Annotated in this window: 14 protein-coding genes; 6 read left to right on the top strand and 8 right to left on the bottom strand. The window is 66.2% G+C overall.

Annotated elements, in window-relative coordinates; translation table 11 throughout:
* Positions 1 to 128: 128 nt before the first annotated feature.
* The 3 genes from LQK81_RS03825 to lptF are packed head-to-tail and all read right to left on the bottom strand — an operon-like array spanning position 129 to position 4,734.
* A complete protein-coding gene (locus tag LQK81_RS03825) occupies positions 129 to 2,471 on the bottom strand; it encodes an LPS-assembly protein LptD (RefSeq protein ID WP_230803532.1) in 2,343 nt (780 codons plus the stop codon).
* Complete coding sequence (gene lptG / locus LQK81_RS03830; protein WP_230803533.1) at positions 2,471 to 3,550, bottom strand: LPS export ABC transporter permease LptG; 1,080 nt, start codon at positions 3,548 to 3,550, stop codon at positions 2,471 to 2,473. The genes LQK81_RS03825 and lptG overlap by 1 nt, the downstream gene beginning before the upstream one ends.
* Positions 3,547 to 4,734 (bottom strand): LPS export ABC transporter permease LptF, encoded by a 1,188-nt coding sequence (gene lptF, locus LQK81_RS03835; protein ID WP_230803535.1) that lies wholly within the window; start codon positions 4,732 to 4,734, stop codon positions 3,547 to 3,549. Before lptF ends, lptG begins: the two co-directional genes overlap by 4 nt.
* Positions 4,735 to 5,048: 314 nt before the next feature.
* Between lptF and LQK81_RS03840 the strand changes: the two genes are divergently transcribed.
* Positions 5,049 to 6,539: a leucyl aminopeptidase gene (locus tag LQK81_RS03840; protein WP_230803537.1), complete on the top strand. Its 1,491-nt coding sequence runs from the start codon at positions 5,049 to 5,051 to the stop codon at positions 6,537 to 6,539.
* A 6-nt stretch (positions 6,540 to 6,545) separates the two neighbouring features.
* On the top strand, positions 6,546 to 6,995 hold the full coding sequence (locus LQK81_RS03845) for a DNA polymerase III subunit chi (protein ID WP_230803539.1): 450 nt from the start codon (positions 6,546 to 6,548) through the stop codon (positions 6,993 to 6,995).
* A gap of 37 nt (positions 6,996 to 7,032) precedes the next feature.
* Here the strand turns inward: LQK81_RS03845 and LQK81_RS03850 are convergent, their stop codons facing one another.
* On the bottom strand, positions 7,033 to 7,785 hold the full coding sequence (locus LQK81_RS03850) for a sulfite exporter TauE/SafE family protein (protein WP_230803541.1): 753 nt from the start codon (positions 7,783 to 7,785) through the stop codon (positions 7,033 to 7,035).
* A 97-nt stretch (positions 7,786 to 7,882) separates the two neighbouring features.
* Between LQK81_RS03850 and LQK81_RS03855 the strand changes: the two genes are divergently transcribed.
* The gene (locus LQK81_RS03855) at positions 7,883 to 8,761 is read left to right on the top strand and encodes a LysR family transcriptional regulator (protein ID WP_230803542.1); all 879 of its coding nucleotides are present in this window, start codon (positions 7,883 to 7,885) and stop codon (positions 8,759 to 8,761) included.
* A gap of 46 nt (positions 8,762 to 8,807) precedes the next feature.
* Here LQK81_RS03855 and LQK81_RS03860 read toward each other — a convergent pair whose 3' ends face one another.
* Positions 8,808 to 9,734 carry a Gfo/Idh/MocA family protein gene (locus tag LQK81_RS03860; protein WP_230803543.1) on the bottom strand — a complete coding sequence of 309 codons (927 nt, stop codon included), beginning with the start codon at positions 9,732 to 9,734 and terminating at the stop codon, positions 8,808 to 8,810.
* A gap of 248 nt (positions 9,735 to 9,982) precedes the next feature.
* Between LQK81_RS03860 and LQK81_RS03865 the strand changes: the two genes are divergently transcribed.
* From LQK81_RS03865 to LQK81_RS03875, 3 genes are all read left to right on the top strand, one after another.
* Positions 9,983 to 10,561 (top strand): TRAP transporter small permease subunit, encoded by a 579-nt coding sequence (locus tag LQK81_RS03865; RefSeq protein WP_230803544.1) that lies wholly within the window; start codon positions 9,983 to 9,985, stop codon positions 10,559 to 10,561.
* A complete protein-coding gene (locus tag LQK81_RS03870) occupies positions 10,558 to 12,354 on the top strand; it encodes a TRAP transporter large permease (RefSeq protein WP_230803545.1) in 1,797 nt (598 codons plus the stop codon). Before LQK81_RS03865 ends, LQK81_RS03870 begins: the two co-directional genes overlap by 4 nt.
* 190 nt (positions 12,355 to 12,544) lie before the next feature.
* Positions 12,545 to 13,318, top strand: coding sequence for an adenylate/guanylate cyclase domain-containing protein (locus LQK81_RS03875; RefSeq protein WP_230804418.1), 774 nt, complete (start codon positions 12,545 to 12,547; stop codon positions 13,316 to 13,318).
* A gap of 67 nt (positions 13,319 to 13,385) precedes the next feature.
* On the opposite strand, the gene LQK81_RS03880 is transcribed toward LQK81_RS03875, so the two are convergent.
* The 3 genes from LQK81_RS03880 to LQK81_RS03890 all read right to left on the bottom strand — a co-directional run bounded on the left by LQK81_RS03880 (position 13,386) and on the right by LQK81_RS03890 (position 17,755).
* Positions 13,386 to 14,492, bottom strand: coding sequence for a TRAP transporter substrate-binding protein (locus LQK81_RS03880; protein ID WP_230803547.1), 1,107 nt, complete (start codon positions 14,490 to 14,492; stop codon positions 13,386 to 13,388).
* Positions 14,493 to 14,720: 228 nt separating this feature from the next.
* Positions 14,721 to 16,610 carry an ABC-F family ATP-binding cassette domain-containing protein gene (locus LQK81_RS03885; RefSeq protein WP_230803549.1) on the bottom strand — a complete coding sequence of 630 codons (1,890 nt, stop codon included), beginning with the start codon at positions 16,608 to 16,610 and terminating at the stop codon, positions 14,721 to 14,723.
* A gap of 77 nt (positions 16,611 to 16,687) precedes the next feature.
* On the bottom strand, positions 16,688 to 17,755 hold the full coding sequence (locus tag LQK81_RS03890; protein WP_230803551.1) for a GGDEF domain-containing protein: 1,068 nt from the start codon (positions 17,753 to 17,755) through the stop codon (positions 16,688 to 16,690).
* Positions 17,756 to 17,931: the final 176 nt, after the last annotated feature.

Below are 17,931 nucleotides of genomic sequence, written 5' to 3' on the forward strand. Positions count from 1 at the left end.
GCTCCCGCCGTTTCCTCTACGCGAGATTGCGCAAATCAACTTTCCCGCGCGTCGCGTCCTTCTCGCGGCCATTTGCATAATACATGCGGCCAAACGATGACAAGTGCGGTCCGAGCGGGCTTGCCTGCTCAGTAATCGTCAAACCCGTCGAGGGTCGTATCGCCGACGTTGATGTCTCCCAGCGTGCGGAAGCTCAGGCGGGCGCCGATCGACCAGTCGTTCGCAATCGTGGAGCCGGTGTCGCGCGTGTTCTCGTAGACGATCGAGAAGATCGTGTCGCGGTCGTCATAGGTCAGGCCGACACCGCTGCGCGCCAGGTTGCTGTTGTTGATGTCGTAGGTCAGCGAGCCGAACACCGACCAGTAGTCGCGGAACTTGAGCGCGCCGATGGTCTGCACTTCGTCGTTGTCTTCCGGGAAGCCGTAGTCCGGCTGGGCTGCGATGCGGGTGTAGGTCAGCGCGGCCTGCAGGCGGTAGTTCTCGAAACCGACGCGCGTGTCGGTGCGGCGCACCGACAGGTCCTTGCGGTCCATGCGGGCGCTGTAGGAGAGGGCCCAGCCGAGCGGCGTGTCGAGGCCGGCCATGCCGACATAGTCGGAACTGTCGGTCTCGAGGCCGGAATTGGCGCCGGCATTGACGAGGTCGTCGGTCGCAAACGAGTTCTGCCCGGAAAGCTGGTAGGACTGGCCGAAGAGGCTGCGCATCGTGTAGCCGTTGTCGAAGCTTCCTGTATAGCGGAAGCCGACATTGGCGCGGGTGCCGCCCTCGATCCGGTCGTAGCCGGAGAACTTGTCGCGCTCGAACAGGTTGGTCGCGTCGAAGACGAAGCTCTGCGCGTCCTCGTTCGGCAGCCCGCCGGCATGCTGCTCGTCGGGACGGACATAGACCTGCGCGATCGGCTCGAACACGTGGCTGCTGCCCGCCGTCGTCAGGAGGATCGGATAGCGCGCCTCGAGGCCGGCCGTCACCATGCCGCGCGTGGCGCTGTCGTCGGTGTCGAAATTGCCGTCGTAGCGGGAGCCGGGATCGGTCATGTCGAGGCGAAGCGCGTCGCCGCGCGCGGCGAGAAGCGGGGTCACGACGAGGCCGCCGGGCACCACGTACTGGCGCTTCCACTCCATCTCCGTCGTCAGCCGCGAGGTGCCGCCCTCGAGGCCGGGGAAGCGCCAGGACGAGCCCGCATGGTAGCGGTCGAGACGGTCGCGCTCGACATTGGTCAGGTTCACGGTCGCGCTGAGCTGGCCGCCGAAGACCGGATTGGGCGCGATGTATTCGTAGTCGAACGACTGCGGGACCGCCTGCTGCCGCTCGGCGACGTCGTCCGGATCCGCGTCCTGGACGTCGAAGTAGAAGGCGCGCAGGTCGAGGAAGTTCCGCTTGCCGAGTCCCGTGAGGTAGACCTGGTTGCGGATGATGCGGTCGTCGTAGCCCGTCAGGTCGTAGGTGCGGGCGAAGTTGTTGTCGGTCTGGGACATCACGTCCCAGCCGAACGCCCAGCGCGGGTTGATCTGGAACACGCCTTCGGACGCGATCATCGCGCGACCGTCGACCTCGCGGTCGCTCGTCCCGGCGGTGAAGCGCTCCGGCTGCATCTGGCTGATGCCGGCCGCCCGCAGCGTCACCAGCCCGCTATGGAACTGCTTGCGGAATTCGCCCTCGAGCAGGAAGCCCTGGCTCGTATAGACGTTGGGCGTGATCGTCGCATCCATGTCGGGGGCGATGGCGATGTAATAGGGAACGCCGACGCCGAGCCCCAGCTTCTGCGTGAAGCTGAACTTCGGGAAAAGCACGCCGGTCTTGCGCTTGACGGTGTGGTCCGGAACCTCGAGCCAGGGGAAATAGGCGATCGGCTTGCCGAACATCTCGAAACGCGCATGCTCGAGCCGGACGGTGTGCGTGCGCCCGTTCTGCACGACGCGCTCGGCCTTGATCTGCCAGAGCGAGCGGTGCGTCGGGTCGGTCGCGCACGGCGTACAGGCGGTGTAGACGCCGTGGTTGAGGATCATTTCCTCGCCGTTGACGCGTTCGCCGCTCGTCGCCGCGATCTTCGTCAGGTCGGTCGTCTCGATCCGCAGCGAATTGGCGAAGCCGTTGGCGAAATCGTCGGAAAGGGTCAGTTCCTGCGCATAGACCTTGTTGCCGGTCGGCTCGATGAACTCGATGTCGCCCACGGCGCGCAACTGGCCGGTCGTCTGGTCGTAGATCACCTGCTTGGCGACGAGCTGGTAGCCGCCATAGTTGATCTGCACGGCGCCGCGCGCAGTCACCGTGTCGGCGTCCCTGTTATAGACGAGTTCGTTGGCCGCCAGGATGAGCTTGGCATCGGGCGAAATGTTCGGTGCGAGCTGATCGACATTGGACGACTGGGCGCGCGCCGGCAGCGCAGCCATGGGCGCAAGCGCGCACAGGGCGACACCGGCAAGCAGCGCGGTCGCGATCCAAGTCTTACGTTCGCGGTTGCCTGCCGCCACTAGCCGTCCTCCTGGTGCAGCAGGATCGTTGCACCCAGCGACATTGCTACGACAACTGGGAGCCAGGCCGCAACAAACGGTGGGACTATTCCACTGCTTCCGAATGCTTTCACAAGCACGGTGACGACATAAAGCATGAAGCCGGAGAGGATGCCACCCAGAATCACCGCACGTGATTGATTAAACCTGCTAAATTTTAACGATACGCTAGCCGCGATCAGGGTCATTGCAACCAGGAGAAGTGGCAGCGAAAGCATCGAATGGAGCTGCGTTTCGAGCGGCTCGGTGGCGAACCCGAACGACTTCGCCGCTTCGATCTTCCTCGGCAGGCTGAAAAACGAAACGGAATCAGGTTTTTCGAGGCTTTCCTGCACGAACTCCTGTCTCAAATTGGTTTCGAGTTGTGCCGAAGGGGAACGCCTGGGCAACTCGCCGTTGCGTGTCTCCAGCACGTTGTTAAGCTCCCAGTAACCATCTTTCAGGATTGCCGAATCGGCGTCCTGCCGAAAGCTGATGCGGCCGTCCTTGTCGAAATGGATGATCGAGACGTTCAAGAGCCGCGTTCCGTTGTCCTCGACGGCCTTGGCGCCGATGATCGCGTCGTCGTCGCCGTGGCGCTGGCGGATCCACGGGATGCCGGATCCGGCCGACTTCCGGTTCGAGCCCCACTCCGCCTCCAGCACCTGCGCCTGGCGCGTGCCCCAGGCGGCGATCGGGTTCAGCACGGTCACCGCCAGCACGCCGAACAGGAAGGCGCCGATGGCGAAGGGGCGCAGGAACTGCCAGACCGAGACGCCGGCGGCGCGCGTCACCACCAGTTCATAGCGCCGGTTCAGCGAGATCAGCGCCGCCATGCCGGCAAAGAGCGCGACGAAGGGGATGGTCTGCATCAGGATCATCGGAATGCGCAGAACCGTCATCACCAGCCCGCTGAAGGCGGTATATTTCGGCAGGCCGCCCATGCGGCTGGCGGTCTCGCTGAAATCGATGATGAAGACGAGCGCGAAGATCCCGATCAAAAACCAGATCGTCGTCACGATGTAGCGGCGGAAGAAATAGAGGGCGAGGGTAGGGATCATGGCTGCGGTCCGTTGCTCGTGGACGCCGCGCCGGATCGGCCGGGCAGGCGCGCGGCAAGCCTGTCGCGCAACTCGACCAGCCGTGTCCGCAAGGAGGCGGGCAATTCGAGGCTCTTGTGGCGCGACAGCTGGCGGATGGCCAGTGCGGCCACGGCGATCGGGATCAGGTACATGAAGGGGATCGCCAGCCGCGACGATTCGGCCGCACTTCCGGCATAGAAGATCGCCCAGCGGATGGCGAGCGCGACGAGCAGCGCCGAGATCATCGGATGGACGCGTGCCTCGCGGTGGGAGCGGGCGTCGACGCTCGCGACGAGCGCCACCAGGCCGAACAGGATCGGCAGCGTCCACTCGGTGAAGCGGCGATGCAGCTCGGCCGTGAACGCGCCGGGATTGCGCTTGACCTGCTCGTCTTCCGGGTCGGGGTTCAGCAGGAACGGCAGGTCGCGGTCCTTGGCGCGGATGGTCGCCTCGCCGGCGCGCTGGGTCAGGTCGGCGAGGTCGAAGGCGTAGGAATCGAACTTGATGATGGAGACGTCGCCGTTCGGCAGCTTCCGCTGCACCTCGCCGTCGTTCATCACCAGCGCCGAGGTCTTCTCGTCGATGGCGCCTTCGCGGGCATAATAGACGTATTCCACCTTCGGATCGCGGGTATCGGCCACGAACAGGCCCTCGAGCACGCCGCCGCCCTTGCGGCGGCTGACCTGGACGTAGAGCCCGTCCGTCACCTTGCGGAAGGCGTTCTCCTGGATCACCGAGGAGAGCATGTCCGCATGCGCCGTCGCCACCATCTGGCGCACGGCCATGCGCGAATAGGGTTCGACGAAATTGTCGACCGCAAAGGAGATGATGCTGAGCGCGATGCCGAGATACATGACCGGGCGGATGATCATCATCCGCGAGCTGCCCGCCGCGTTCAGCACGGTCAGCTCCGAATCGGCATTCATCGCCGTCAGCGTCTGCGCCACGCCGATGACATAGGCGAACGGCAGGATGATCGGAATGACCGAGGGCAGGATCAGCGTGGCGAGCGTCAGGAACGCCAGCATCGACTGGCCGCTGTCGGTCACGAGATTGACGTTCGTCAGCGCCTGCGTCGTCCAGACGATGCCGAGCAGCGGCAGGAGCGTGCCGAGGAACATCAGCGACGTGCGACGCAGGATGTAGCGTTCAATCAGCTTCATATGTGTTCCGAACCGGGGTCCCGTTCCTGTTGTCTGTTGGTCGTCCGGTCACCCGGTGGAAGCCGATCGGTCCCGCCGGTCGACGGAAACGCTCGAGCCCATATAGGCTGTCATTCGGCCGGCACCAGACCGGCGCGGCCCCTATGCCATGGAAATTTGCCGCGAACAAACCCGCGTGTCCGGTTTTAAACCGGGCGCTGCATCTTGCCAAGCGCCGCAAAAGCGACAAGGAATTGCCGACAGTCATCGTCGCAACCCGGGATTCCGGGTCGCCAGCGACCGGATTCCTCGATCGCATACCCTTGGAGCAGACCATGTCCCAGAAGTTCGATGTCAATTTTGTGAAGGCGGCGAAGCCCGCGGGCGGGACGGCAATCGTCCTGCAGGCGCAGGATTCCATCGGCGCACCGGCCGACGCCGACCCCGCAGGCGTCGTCGCCCGGGCGGCGGACGTCGGGCGCTTCAGGGGCAAGGCGCTGAAGAGCCTCGATATCGTCGCGCCGCACGGCTCGCCGTTCGACCGAATCATCCTGGTCGGCCTCGGCGATCCGGCCAAGATCGTCGCGCACGACTGGCTGAAGGCCGGCGGCGTCGCGGCCGCAAAGGCCCGCGACGCCGAATCGGTGTCGATCTATCTCGACGCGGCCGGCGTCGAGGTCGGCGGTCAGGCCGCTGCCGATTTCGCCCTCGGCCTGCTGCTCGGCGCCTACCGGTTCGATACCTACAAGACCAAGAAGGACGAGGACGAGCAGAAGGCCAACGGCAAGAAGCCCGTCAAGGTCACGATCGTCACGGCTGCAGCCGCTGCCGCGAAGAAGGCCTTTGACGAGAGCGAGGCGATCGCCGGCGGCGTCCTGCTTGCGCGCGATCTCGTCAACGAGCCGGCCAACGTGCTCGGCCCCGTCGAGTTCGCCGCCAAGGCCAAGGCGCTGGAAAAGCTCGGCGTCGAGGTGGAGATCCTGACGGAGCGCGAGATGAAGCGGCTCGGCATGGCGGCGCTATTGGGCGTGGCCCAGGGCTCCGCCCGCCCGCCGCGGCTTGCGGTCATGCAGTGGAACGGCGGCAAGCCCAAGGACAAGCCGATAGCCTTCGTCGGCAAGGGCGTCGTCTTCGACACCGGCGGCATCTCGATCAAGCCGGCCGCCGGCATGGAGGACATGAAGGGCGACATGGGCGGCGCCGCAGCCGTCATCGGCCTGATGCACACGCTCGCCGCCCGCAAGGCCAAGGTCAACGCCGTCGGCATTCTCGGCCTGGTGGAGAACATGCCTGATGGTAACGCCCAGCGCCCCGGCGACATCGTCACCTCCATGTCCGGCCAGACGATCGAGGTCATCAACACCGATGCCGAGGGCCGGCTCGTGCTCTGCGACGCGCTCTGGTATTGCAACGAACGCTTCAAGCCGCAGTTCATGATCGACCTCGCGACGCTGACCGGCGCGGTCATGGTCGCGCTCGGCAGCCACCATGCGGGCCTGTTCTCCAACGACGACACGCTTTCCGCCCGGCTGACGGCGGCCGGCCTTGCCACCAACGAGCGGGTCTGGCGCCTGCCGCTCGGCCGGGAATACGACAAGATGATCGACAGCAAGTTCGCCGACATGAAGAACACCGGCGGCCGCTCTGCCGGCTCGATCACCGCCGCCCAGTTCCTGCACCGCTTCGTCAAGGACACGCCCTGGGCGCACATCGATATCGCCGGGACCGCCATGGGCTCGCCGGCTGACGAGATCAACCAGTCCTGGGGCTCGGGCTTCGGCGTGCGGCTGCTCGACGAACTGGTGCGGGCGCAATACGAGAGCTGACCCGCGTTGAGCGAGATCCTGTTCTACCACCTGACCGAATCGAAACTGGAAGACGCCCTGCCACCGCTGCTCGACAAGAGCCTCGAGCGCGGCTGGCGGGTCGTCGTCCAGACCGGCACGGCCGAGCGGCGCGACGCGCTTGACACGCATCTTTGGACCTGGCGCGAGGACAGCTTCCTGCCGCACGGCACCGACGAGCAACCGAACCCCGCCGACCAGCCGGTGCTGCTGACGACAGGCCCCGACAACGCCAACGCCGCGACCGTCCGCTTCCTCGTCGACAACGCCGAACCGCCGCCGCTCGACGCCTACGACCGCGTCATCTTCATGTTCGACGGCCACGACCAGCCCGAGCTCGACGCTGCCCGCAGCCAGTGGAAACGGCTGAGAGGCGAGGGCCACCAGCTGACCTACTGGCAGCAGAACAACGACGGTCGCTGGGTGAAGAACGCCTGAGGGGCAGGGCACGGTCGGAACGGACGCCGGTAGTCAGTCAGAAGAGCGGGCGGAGAAGCATCTCCGCGCCGAGCGCCAGGAGGCAGATCAGGAACCAACGGCGAAACGCGGCCGGCTCTATTCGCGCGCGGATGGCCTGCCCGGCCCACATGCCGGCCAGCGCCGGCGCCACGGCGAGCGCCGAGGTGCCGAGGTTGCCGGCATCGAGGGCGCCGTGCCATGCGAGCCCCGCCGCCAGCGCCACCGTCGAGACGGTAAACGACAGCCCGAGCGCCTGCACGAGGTCGTCGCGATCGAGGGCGAGCGATTGTAGATAGGGAACGGCGGGGATGACGAAGATGCCGGTGGCACCGGTGACGATCCCTGTCACCAGGCCCGTGAGCGGCGACAGCCACCATTCCACCGCCCGCGGCACCGGAGGCGCGCGCAGCAGCAGTGTGGTCAGCGCGTAGAGGGCCAGTATCCCGCCGAGGGCGGAGGTGGCGGCGGAACCCGGAAGACGGCTCCCGGCGATCAGCGACGACCCGCCGATCGTGCCGAGCGCAACGGCTGCCATCATCGGCCAGAGCCGAAGGACGACGGTGCGCAGGCTGGGGCCTGCGAACAATTGCCAGACATTGGTGACGAAGGACGGCACGATCAGCAGCGCGGCCGCGGCGACCGGCGAGAGCAGCGTGCCGAGCAGCCCCATCGCCACCGTCGGCAGCCCCATCCCCGTCACGCCCTTCACGGTCCCCGCCAGGAAAAAGATCGTGCCCACGATCAGGGCAAGCTGTAGCGATGCGTCCATGCCTGCCTGATAGCAAATCAGCCGCGGGCGACAATGCGGAAGATCCGTGGCCAGGCTTCGGCTGGAACGAAGGCTGAATTCGCGGTAGCATCGTCGCATGCGATTTGACCTGATCGATCTCCGCCTCTTTCTCGCCGTGGCCGACACCGGCAGCATCACCCATGGCGCGGCGAAGATCGGCCTGTCGCTGGCTGCCGCGAGCGAACGGCTGCGCGCGATGGAGGAAGAGGGGCGGGTCAGCCTGCTGGAACGTCGTCGCCACGGCGTGGCGCTGACCGCGGCCGGCGAGGCGCTGGTCCATCACGCCCGCCTGATCGGGCAGCAGATGGCGCAGATGCGCGGCGCGCTGAGCGAACATGCCATCGGCGTGCGGGCGACCGTGCGCGTGCTGGCCAACACCGCCGCCATGACCGAGGTCCTGCCGGCCCGGATCGGACCGTGGCTGGCCGCCAATCCGTCCGTCGACGTCGATCTGGAAGAGCGTCAGAGCGTCGACATCGCCCGGACGGTCACTGGTGGCCTTGCCGACCTCGGCATCCTGTCGGAGGCGGTGGACACGGGAAATCTGCGGCTGCACCGGTTCGCCACCGATACGCTGGTGGTCATCGCCGCACCGCAGCGCCGGCTGGCGGCGCCGGTCCGGTTCACGGATCTCATCGGCGAGGATTTCGTCGGTCTGGTCGACGGGGCGCTGCAGGGCCATGTCGAAGGGCAGGCCGAGCGCCTTGGCAAAAGGCTGAACGTGCGCATCCGGGTGCGGACGTTCGAGGGCATCGGCCAGCTGGTGGCAAACGGGGTCGGCATCGGCATCGTCCCGCAGACGGCTGCCCGGCGCCTGCGCCGATCGCTGCACCTTTCGGTCGCTGTCCTTGGCGAACCCTGGGCGATCCGCAGGCTCGTCATCTGCCACCGTGCGGACGGATTGACCAACCCGGCCCGCCGGCTGCTCGAACATCTGGCTGCGACGGCTGCATAGGCCGGCGCCAGAGGTCCCTGGCGCCGTCGCATGAGGACCAGGCGCCTCAGTCGTAGAACGCATCCACGAACTTGCGCCGGCCCAGCATGAAGGCGTCGGCGACGTGGCGGAGCGGCGCGAGGTCGACGTCGGACCTGCCGGCGTGCACGATCTCGGCGAAGCGCTTGTAGAGCATCGGATATTCCTGCTCGGGCTCCTCGTGCTTCAGCACGCCGTCGATCGAGAGCTTCGCGCCCCCCTCGGAGAGCACCATCTCGCCGTCGTCGGTCGCAGCGACAATGTCCCAGCTCTGCTTGCCGGTCTGGCGCCAGTCGAACTCGGCGGAAAGGTCGAGACCGTGGGCATCGGTGAAGGTGATGGCGGCCGCGATCGGCGCGTCGCGGTTTTCCGGGAATTCCAGCGTTGCCTTGGTGATGAACACCGGCCGCGGCAGGATGTGGGTGACGATCGACAGCGCATTGATGCCGGGATCGAAGACGCCGAGGCCGCCCGCCTGCCAGATCCAATCCTGGTTCGGATGCCAGTGGCGGACATCTTCCTTCCAGACGACCTTCATCGAGCGGATGACGGTAGAATCGAGAAACGCCTTGGCCGCCTCGACGGCCGGCGCATAGCGCGAATGCCAGCTTGCGAACAGCGACAGCCCCTTGGCGTCGGCGAGCGCCTGCAGGTCGGCGACCTCGCTGAGCGTCGCCCCCGGCGGCTTTTCCATGAACACGTGCTTGCCGGCCGAAAGTGCTGTGTGGGCCGCCTCGTAACGGTTCTGCGGCGGCATGCAGAGCGAGACGGCCTGGATGGCGGGGACCTTGTCCAGCATCTCGTCGATCGACTTGAAATTGTCGATGCCGTCGACGGTGCCGTGCCGGCTGGCGGCGGCCACGAGCTTGAAATCGGGGTTCTTTGCGATCGAGGGCAGGTGCTGGTCGCGGGCGATCTTGCCGACGCCGACGATGGCGAGATGGATCGGGGACATGGTGTTTTGCTCGATTTGTATGATGATTGCAGCGTGTTTTAGCAGAATGGGCGACAGCGGCAAGAGCGTCTTTTCCCATGGCTGCCTAAGCATTGTGCAACGGCGCCACCGAGCTATTCGCCTTTCGTCTAATCCGGCCGCTCATGCCGGGAAAACCGGCCTTTGCGCTTGAAACCGGACTTGAAATCAGCACTCTGGCTGTGCATGCCGAACGACAGAAGCAACAAAGCCATGCGGGGAGGAATGCAATGGGAGCGCTGCTCGGCCTCAGCCGAATTATTGATATTGTTACGGAAAGGATCGGCAAGGCGGTGTCCTGGCTGATTCTCGTCGCCGTCCTCGTCAGCGCCGGAAACGCTGTCGTGCGCAAGGTCTTCAACGTCTCGTCGAACGCCTGGCTCGAGGCCCAATGGTATCTCTTCGGCGGCGCCTTCATGCTCGCGGCCGCCTATACGCTGAGCCAGAACGAGCACATCCGCATCGACGTGGTCTACGGGAAGTTCTCGCGCCGGACGCAACACTGGATCGATCTCTTCGGCCATTGCTTCTTCCTGATGCCCTTCGTCCTGCTGATGGTCTACTACCTCGTTCCCTACGTGACGATGTCCTTCCGCTCCGGCGAAGGGTCGTCCAGCGCCGGCGGCCTGATCGTCTGGCCGGCCAAGGCCATCCTGCTCGCAGGCTTCGTGCTGCTCGCGGCCCAGGGCGTGTCCGAGATCATCAAGAAGATCGCGATCATGCGCGGCGACATGGATGACCCGACGCCCTTCGTGCCCACCCATGCCCCGCTCGATATCGACGTTCCCGCCCAGGAGACCCGTCCATGATCGAGTTCATCGCGGAGAACCTCGCGCCGATCATGTTCGTGTCGCTGGTCGTCTTCCTGCTGCTGGGGTACCCGGTCGCCTTCGCGCTTGCGGCAAACGGCCTGCTCTTCTTCGTCATCGGCGTGGAACTGGCGCCGCTGTCCGATAGCATCAACCTGTCCTGGCCCCTCCTGAATGCCATGCCGGAGCGATTGTGGGGGGTGATGTCGAACGACACGCTGCTCGCCATCCCCTTCTTCACCTTCATGGGGATCGTGCTCGAACGCTCGGGCATGGCCGAGGACCTGCTCGATACGATCGGCCAGCTGTTCGGCCCGATCCGCGGCGGCCTCGCCTATGCGGTCATCTTCGTCGGCGCGCTGCTCGCGGCAACGACCGGCGTGGTGGCGGCCTCCGTCATCGCCATGGGGCTGATCTCGCTGCCGATCATGCTGCGCTACGGCTACGACCGCTCCATCGCCTCGGGCGTCATCGCCGCCTCCGGCACGCTCGCCCAGATCATTCCGCCCTCGCTCGTCCTCATCGTCCTGGCCGACCAGCTCGGCCGCTCGGTCGGCGACATGTATGCCGGCGCGCTGATCCCGGGCCTGGTCCTGACCGGCCTCTACATGGGCTATATCCTGCTGATGACCTTCATCCGGCGGGACTCGATGCCGGCGCTGCCGCCCGAAGCCCGCTCGCTGGGCGCGGGGGTGACCTCGCTTCTGATCGCGCTCGCCGTCGCCGCCGCGTTCGCCTACGCCGCCCATGTCTATCTCTCCCCGACCCAGGGCGAGAACGCCGACATCCTCGGCGCCACCGTCGGTATCGTCTTCATCTATGTCGTGGCGCTCATCGACAAGAACTTGAACATCAACATGATGTCCCGGCTGGCCCAGCAGGTCATCATCGTGCTGATCCCGCCGCTGGCGCTGATCTTCCTCGTCCTCGGCACGATCTTCCTCGGCATCGCGACGCCGACGGAAGGCGGCGCCATGGGAGCCGTCGGCGCGCTCATCATGGCGGCGGCGAAGGGACGGCTCAATCTCGACGTCGTCCGTTCGGCGCTGGCGTCCACCACCCGGCTGTCGGCCTTCGTGCTGTTCATCCTGATCGGCGCCCGCGTGTTCTCGCTCACCTTCTACGGCGTGAACGGCCACCTGTGGGTGGAGCACCTGCTCGTCTCCATGCCGGGCGGCGAGGTGGGCTTCCTGATCGCGGTGAACCTGCTGGTCTTCTTCCTGGCGTTCTTCCTCGATTTCTTCGAGCTCGCCTTCATCATCGTGCCGCTGCTCGCGCCTGCCGCCGACAAGCTCGGCATCGACCTGATCTGGTTCGGCGTGCTGCTCGGCATCAACATGCAGACGAGCTTCATGCATCCGCCCTTCGGCTTCGCGCTCTTCTACCTGCGTTCGGTGGCCGCCCGCGTGCCCTATCTCGACAAGGTGACGGGCAAGATGACTGCACCCGTGACGACGGGGCAAATCTACTGGGGCGCGGTGCCCTTCGTCGGCATCCAGATCATCATGGTGGCGCTGACGATCATGTTCCCGCAGATGGTCATGCACTACAAGGGCTCCGCTGCCGCGGTCGATCCCTCGACGATCAAGATCGAGGTGCCGGGCTTCGGCGGGCAGGGCGGGGGGCTCGGCCTGCCCGACAATGGCGGCGGCCTCGGCCTTCCCGGCGGCCTGCAGCTTCCGGGCGGAAACCCGCTCGAACAGCCGCCGGCAGCACCCGATGGCGGCCAGCCGCAAGGCCAGCCGCAAACCCCGCCGGCGAACGACCTCAGCCAGCCGCCGTCGTTCAACTGACGGCAGCGAACGGACATGGCAGGACGGGCCGGCGCAAGCCGGCCCGTTCCCGTTTGGTCGACGAACGACGGGCGCGGCCGTCCGGCCGGCTCGGGACGATGCCGGCCACCGGTTGCCAATCGCAGACGAATATCCGAAGCTCGTTGCGTGGGACGGCCAACCGGCCAGCCAGCCGGGAAGTTTGCGGGACATGACGACAGCCAATCTCATCAGGCCTACCCGCCATGGCAACGCCGGCATCTGCCGGGGGTGCTGGGACCAGATGCATGTGCCGATCCCGATTCGCGGTGTGCTTGCGCTTCCGTTCCGCGCATTCGGCATCACCCGCAGCAAGATGAACCCGAACATCTGCACGATTTGCGAGCGCTCCTTCCGCACCGTCAAGAAACAGCGCCATGTAACCGTCGACGCAACCATCCTGTTCGCCGACATAAGAGGCTTCACGGCCCTGTCGGAGCGGATTGACCCCGTGAGCCTGAGCGAGATCGTCAGCGTGTTCCAGGATCGGTGCGCGCAGGCGATCTGGGCGCATGACGGCATCGTCAACAAGCAGATGGGCGACGGCCTGATGGCGATCTTCAACTTTCCGATCGTCTCGAAGGATCACGCAGCGGCAGCGGTCGAGGCCGCGCTCGATCTGCAGCGACTGTGCAAGGCCGCGCTCGATGACTTGCGTTCGATGACCGGCGGACCGCAGGGGCAGGCACCGGGCGTCGGCGTCGGCATTCACACCGGTGACGTCGAAATCGGCGAATTCTCCAGTTTCCGCAGCGATTTCACGGCGATCGGCGGTGCTGTCAATCTGGCTGCGAGGCTCGAATCCCGGGCCGCCGCTGGCGAGATACTGGTGTCGGCCGAGACGGCCGCCAGGGTGCCGCACCTTATGGACGGGGCCGGGGAACGCTTGCTTGCCCTCAAGGGCTTCGAGCAACCGGTCCAGGTCCGCGTGCTTGCAGGGACCTGATCGTCAACGAAAAACCCCGGGGCGACGGAGCGCCCCGGGGTTCCCTCGTGCCGCATCTGATCCAGTTTCAGAGCTTTCCGCCGCGCTGCTGGATCATCATGAAGGTGTCGTAGTTGTATTCGGCGATCTGGGCGTTGAGGTAGTACTCGCCGCGGAAGGCCTTGATCGAGTCCCAGATCTTCTTGAAGGTCGGGTTGGTGTCCTCGATCTCCGCATAGACCTCGTTGGCCTTTTCGAAGCAGGCCGCGAGGATCTCGGGCGAGAACGGGGCCAGCTTGGCGCCGGCAGCGACGAGACGCTTGATCGCCGGCGGGTTCAGCCAGTCGTATTTCTGCAGCATGTTGGCGTCGGCCGCCTGGCAGGCGGTCCGCAGCAGCGACTGGTAGTTCTTCGGCAGGCCCTCGAAGGCCGCCTTGTTGAACAGGGCGTGGACCGTCGGGCCGCCTTCCCACCAACCGGGATAGTAGTAATAGGGGGCGACCTTGTAGAAGCCGAGCTTCTCGTCGTCATAGGGGGTCGTCCACTCGGCGGCGTCGATCGTGCCCTTCTCCAGCGACGGATAGATGTCGCCGCCGGCGATCTGCTGCGGCACGACACCGAGCCGCTCGACGACCTTGCCGGCGAAGCCGCCGATGCGCATCTTCAGGCCCTGCAGGTCGGCGACGGTCTTGATCTCCTTGCGGAACCAGCCGCCCATCTGCACGCCGGTGTTGCCGCCGGGATAGCCGATCAGGCCCTGCGTCGCCAGGAACTCGTTGAACAGGTCGATGCCGCCGCCGTGGTACTGCCAGGCGTTCATGCCGCGCGCGTTGAGCGCGAAGGGCACCGCAGCACCCAGCGCCCAGACCGGGTCCTTGCCCCAGTAGTAGTAGGAGACGGTATGGGCGGCTTCCACCGTGCCGGCGGAAGCTGCGTCCGCCGCCTGCAGGCCGGGAACGATCTCGCCGGCGGCGAAGACCTGGATCTGGAAATTGCCGTCGGTTGCTTCGGAGACGTATTTCGAGATGACTTCAGCGCCGCCGTAGATCGTGTCGAGCGATTTGGGGAACGACGAGGCGAGGCGCCAGTTGATCTTGGGGTCTGCCTGCGCCAGCGCGGGCGCGGCCAGCGCGGTTGCCGCGGCAGCGCCCACACCGGCAGCGCCGGCCTTTCTCATGAATGAGCGACGATCCATTCTCTTCCTCCCGATTGCCGGGGCCTCCCGAGCCCCTTTATGTTCGCCGGGAACCTAATCATGGTGGATCACCGGTTTCAAGCGCACGGCGCGATTTACCCGGATGCTGGACTGTACGACTTTGGTCTAACAGGCACGGGCGTGCGCATCTGCCTGCTTTTTGGGCGTTTCCGGCGCCGGAAACAGGGGCCGCGCCGCGGCTCCCGCGGGAGGGCACGGCGGCAAAGCCTATCCGGCCATCGCCTCCTCATATTCCGACGAGAGCTCCAGCCAGTGCTCTTCTGCCGCCGCAAGCCTGTCGGCCGCGTCGGAGCGCTCCTTGGCCTTCTGCGCCGCCCTGCCAGGGTTCTTCTCGTAGAGCTGCGGGTCGGCCAGTTCCGTGTCCAGCGCCTGAATCTGTTTCTCAAGCTTTCCGGTCAAGGCTTCGACTTCGTTGATCTTCTTCTTCAGCGGCGCCAGCGAGGCGCGGCGGTCGGCATTGGCCTTGCGCTGGTCGGCCTTGGACAGGCCGTCATCGCTCAGGACGGGGCGCGCCTTGTCTTCCTTCGGCTTCGGCCCGCCGACGATCAGCGTGCGGTATTCGTCCAGGTCGCCGTCGAAATTCGTGACAGTGCCGTCCTTGACCAGCCACAGCCGGTCGACGGTCGCCTCGATCAGGTGGCGGTCGTGCGAGATCAGGATGACCGCGCCTTGGTAGTCGTTCAGCGCCTCGATCAGTGCCCGGCGGCTGTCGATGTCGAGGTGGTTGGTCGGCTCGTCGAGGATCAGGAGGTTCGGCGCGTCGAAGGCGGCGAGGCCCATCAGCAGCCGCGCCTTCTCGCCGCCGGAGAGGTCCTTCGCCGGCGTATCCATCTTTTCGGTCGCAAGGCCCATCTGTGCGACGCGGGCGCGCACCTTGGCTTCCGGCGCGTCCGCCATCAGCCGGCGCACGTGCTCGACCGCACTCTGGGTCGGCACCAGGTCGTCCAGCTGGTGCTGGGCGAAAAAGCCGATCTTCAGCCCCGGCGCCGTCTTCACCTCGCCGCTGTCGGCCTTGAGCCTGCCGGAGATGAACTTGGCGAAGGTCGACTTGCCGTTGCCGTTGGAGCCGAGCAGCGCGATGCGGTCGTCATTGTCGATGCGCAGGTTCATCCGCTTCAGGATCGGCTGCCCCGGTGCGTAGCCGACGGCCCCGCCGCTGATGGAGACGATCGGCGATGCCGGCTGCTTCTCGGGCTCGGGGAAGGTGAAGCCCTGCACGTGGTCCTCGATCACGGCCGCCACCGTTCCCATCCGCTCCAGCGCCTTGACGCGGCTCTGCGCCTGCCGCGCCTTGGTCGCCTTGGCCTTGAAGCGGTCGATGAAGCTCTGCAGGTGCTTGCGCGCGGCCTCGTTCTTGGCCTTCGCCTTCATCTGCAATTCGTCGGCTTCCGCCTTCTGTCGCTCGAACTGGTCGTAGCCGCCGCGATAGAAGGTCAGCTTCTTCTGGTCGAGATGGACGATCGCGTTGACGGCGGTGTTGAGCAGGTCGCGGTCGTGGCTGATGATGAGCACGGTGTGCGGATAGCGGCGGACATAGTCCTCCAGCCACAGCGTGCCCTCGAGGTCGAGATAGTTGGTCGGCTCGTCCAGCAGCAGCAGGTCCGGCTCGGAGAAGAGCACGGCGGCGAGCGCCACGCGCATCCGCCAGCCGCCGGAGAAGCTCTTGGCGGGCCGCTTCTGCGCCTCGTGGTCGAAGCCGAGGCCGGCGAGGATGCTGGCGGCGCGCGCCTCGGCCGAATGGGCGCCGATATCGGCAAGCCGCGTCTGGATTTCCGCAATCCGGTGCGGGTCGGTGGCGGTCTCCGCTTCCTGCAGGAGCGCTGCCCGCTCCTTGTCGGCGGCCAGCACGATCTCGATCAGCGGCTCGTCCGTTCCCGGCGCCTCCTGCGCCACCTGGCCGATGCGGGCGTTCTTCGGCAGCGAGACCGAGCCGGCCTCGGAGACGAGATCGCCGGTGATGATGCGAAACAACGTCGACTTGCCGGCGCCGTTGCGGCCGACGAGGCCCGCCTTCGTGCCCGAGGGCAGCGAGACGGAGGCGTTGTCGAGGAGCAGGCGCCCGGCGATGCGGGCGGAGAGGCCGGAGATGGTGATCATGACCGGCGTCTATAGGGTGGCGAGCCGCACCTGCGCAAGAGGCACCGGCCCGGTTCGGGCCTGACGTCCGCGTGACCTCAGGCGCTCTCCCTGCGGTAGTTGCGCCCGGCGAGCTCGGTCAGTTCCACCGAGTAGACGCAGGTTCCGCTCTCGTTGGCGGCCTCGAGCGCCAGCATCGCCTGCCGGAAGAGCTCGTTGCCGTTCTGCGCATCGTCGGTGAACGCGGCGCCGACGGTGAGCGAGAGCGTGCCGGGCAGGTAGTCCCGGCCCGAGATGCGGAACACTTCCGTCTCCAGCCGGTGGCGGATGCGCTCGGCGATCAGGACCGCGCTGTCGTGGTCGACCTTGTCGAACAGGAAGGCGAACCCGTCGCCGCCGACGCGGGCGACATAGTCGAGCTTCTTGATCGACTTGCGGAAGATGGTGGCGATCTGCTTCAGCGCCTCTTCGCTGGCGCCGGTTGCATGGCTGTCGGACAGGCTCTTCAGCCGCTCGACCCGCATCAGCAGCAGGGCGCTGCCGGAACTGTCCTCGGCGTCATAGGTCGCCACCAGCCGGTTCATCAGCGCGGTGCGGTTGGCAAGGCCGGTGATCGGGTCGTGCAGCAGCGCGGTCTCGCTGGCCACAGCCCCCGCCGCAACGTTCTCCAGCCGGGCGACCAGGGCGTCGAGCCGCTGGCAGTGGGCGCTCTCGCTGCCGATCAGCGCCTCGACGGCAGCGACGAGCAGGCCGGCCTGGCTGGCGAAATCCGTCATGGCCATCACCGGATCGGCCCTGAGGCGTCCGAGAAGCTGGTTGATCTGCGTCACCGCATTGGCGCGCTTCTGGCGCTCGCCCTCCGCCTCGCTTGCAAGGGCCGCGATGGTGCGCATCAGGTCGGTGGCGCTGTGGCCGAGCACGAGCGCATTGTGGTCCGGCAGGCCGTTGCGCAGGCCGATGGCGTCCAGCGCCTCCTGCGCCGGCGCCTTGCCGAGGGCGGTGATCTCGCGGCCGAGCGCGGTGTTGCTTCCCGTCAGCGCCTCGTGCAGCAGCGAAAAATTGCGCGGGATGGCCGGGATCTCCAGCCGCGTCATCAGTTGCGCGATCTTCGCCAGCACGGCGGCCGATCGGGCAAGCGTATCCGGTGCATTCGCCTTTGCGGTCATGGCTCACCAGTGGTTGGACAGCGTGCGGGGCGCGCCGGTCCTTAACCGGTGCCGGCGTCTACAATCACTAGCTGATAAGCCTTAAGAACCCGTTGCTTGCAGGCCGGTCCGCGGGAAGGCGGCGCGCGAAGCCGGCCGCTCACGGGCGACGACGAAGGCGCCCGCGCGGTCGGCAG

Source organism: Rhizobium sp. GN54 (assembly GCF_021026345.1).
GTDB lineage: Bacteria > Pseudomonadota > Alphaproteobacteria > Rhizobiales > Rhizobiaceae > Mycoplana.

Excerpts from the sequence above, each read along its gene's own strand:
- lptG (WP_230803533.1), bottom strand. The coding sequence starts at position 3,550 with ATGATCCCTACCCTCGCCCTCTATTTCTTCCGCCGCTACATCGTGACG.
- lptF (WP_230803535.1), bottom strand. The coding sequence starts at position 4,734 with ATGAAGCTGATTGAACGCTACATCCTGCGTCGCACGTCGCTGATGTTC.
- LQK81_RS03840 (WP_230803537.1), top strand. The coding sequence starts at position 5,049 with ATGTCCCAGAAGTTCGATGTCAATTTTGTGAAGGCGGCGAAGCCCGCG.
- LQK81_RS03850 (WP_230803541.1), bottom strand. The coding sequence starts at position 7,785 with ATGGACGCATCGCTACAGCTTGCCCTGATCGTGGGCACGATCTTTTTC.
- LQK81_RS03855 (WP_230803542.1), top strand. The coding sequence starts at position 7,883 with ATGCGATTTGACCTGATCGATCTCCGCCTCTTTCTCGCCGTGGCCGAC.
- LQK81_RS03860 (WP_230803543.1), bottom strand. The coding sequence starts at position 9,734 with ATGTCCCCGATCCATCTCGCCATCGTCGGCGTCGGCAAGATCGCCCGC.
- LQK81_RS03865 (WP_230803544.1), top strand. The coding sequence starts at position 9,983 with ATGGGAGCGCTGCTCGGCCTCAGCCGAATTATTGATATTGTTACGGAA.
- LQK81_RS03870 (WP_230803545.1), top strand. The coding sequence starts at position 10,558 with ATGATCGAGTTCATCGCGGAGAACCTCGCGCCGATCATGTTCGTGTCG.
- LQK81_RS03875 (WP_230804418.1), top strand. The coding sequence starts at position 12,545 with ATGACGACAGCCAATCTCATCAGGCCTACCCGCCATGGCAACGCCGGC.
- LQK81_RS03880 (WP_230803547.1), bottom strand. The coding sequence starts at position 14,492 with ATGGATCGTCGCTCATTCATGAGAAAGGCCGGCGCTGCCGGTGTGGGC.
- LQK81_RS03885 (WP_230803549.1), bottom strand. The coding sequence starts at position 16,610 with ATGATCACCATCTCCGGCCTCTCCGCCCGCATCGCCGGGCGCCTGCTC.
- LQK81_RS03890 (WP_230803551.1), bottom strand. The coding sequence starts at position 17,755 with ATGACCGCAAAGGCGAATGCACCGGATACGCTTGCCCGATCGGCCGCC.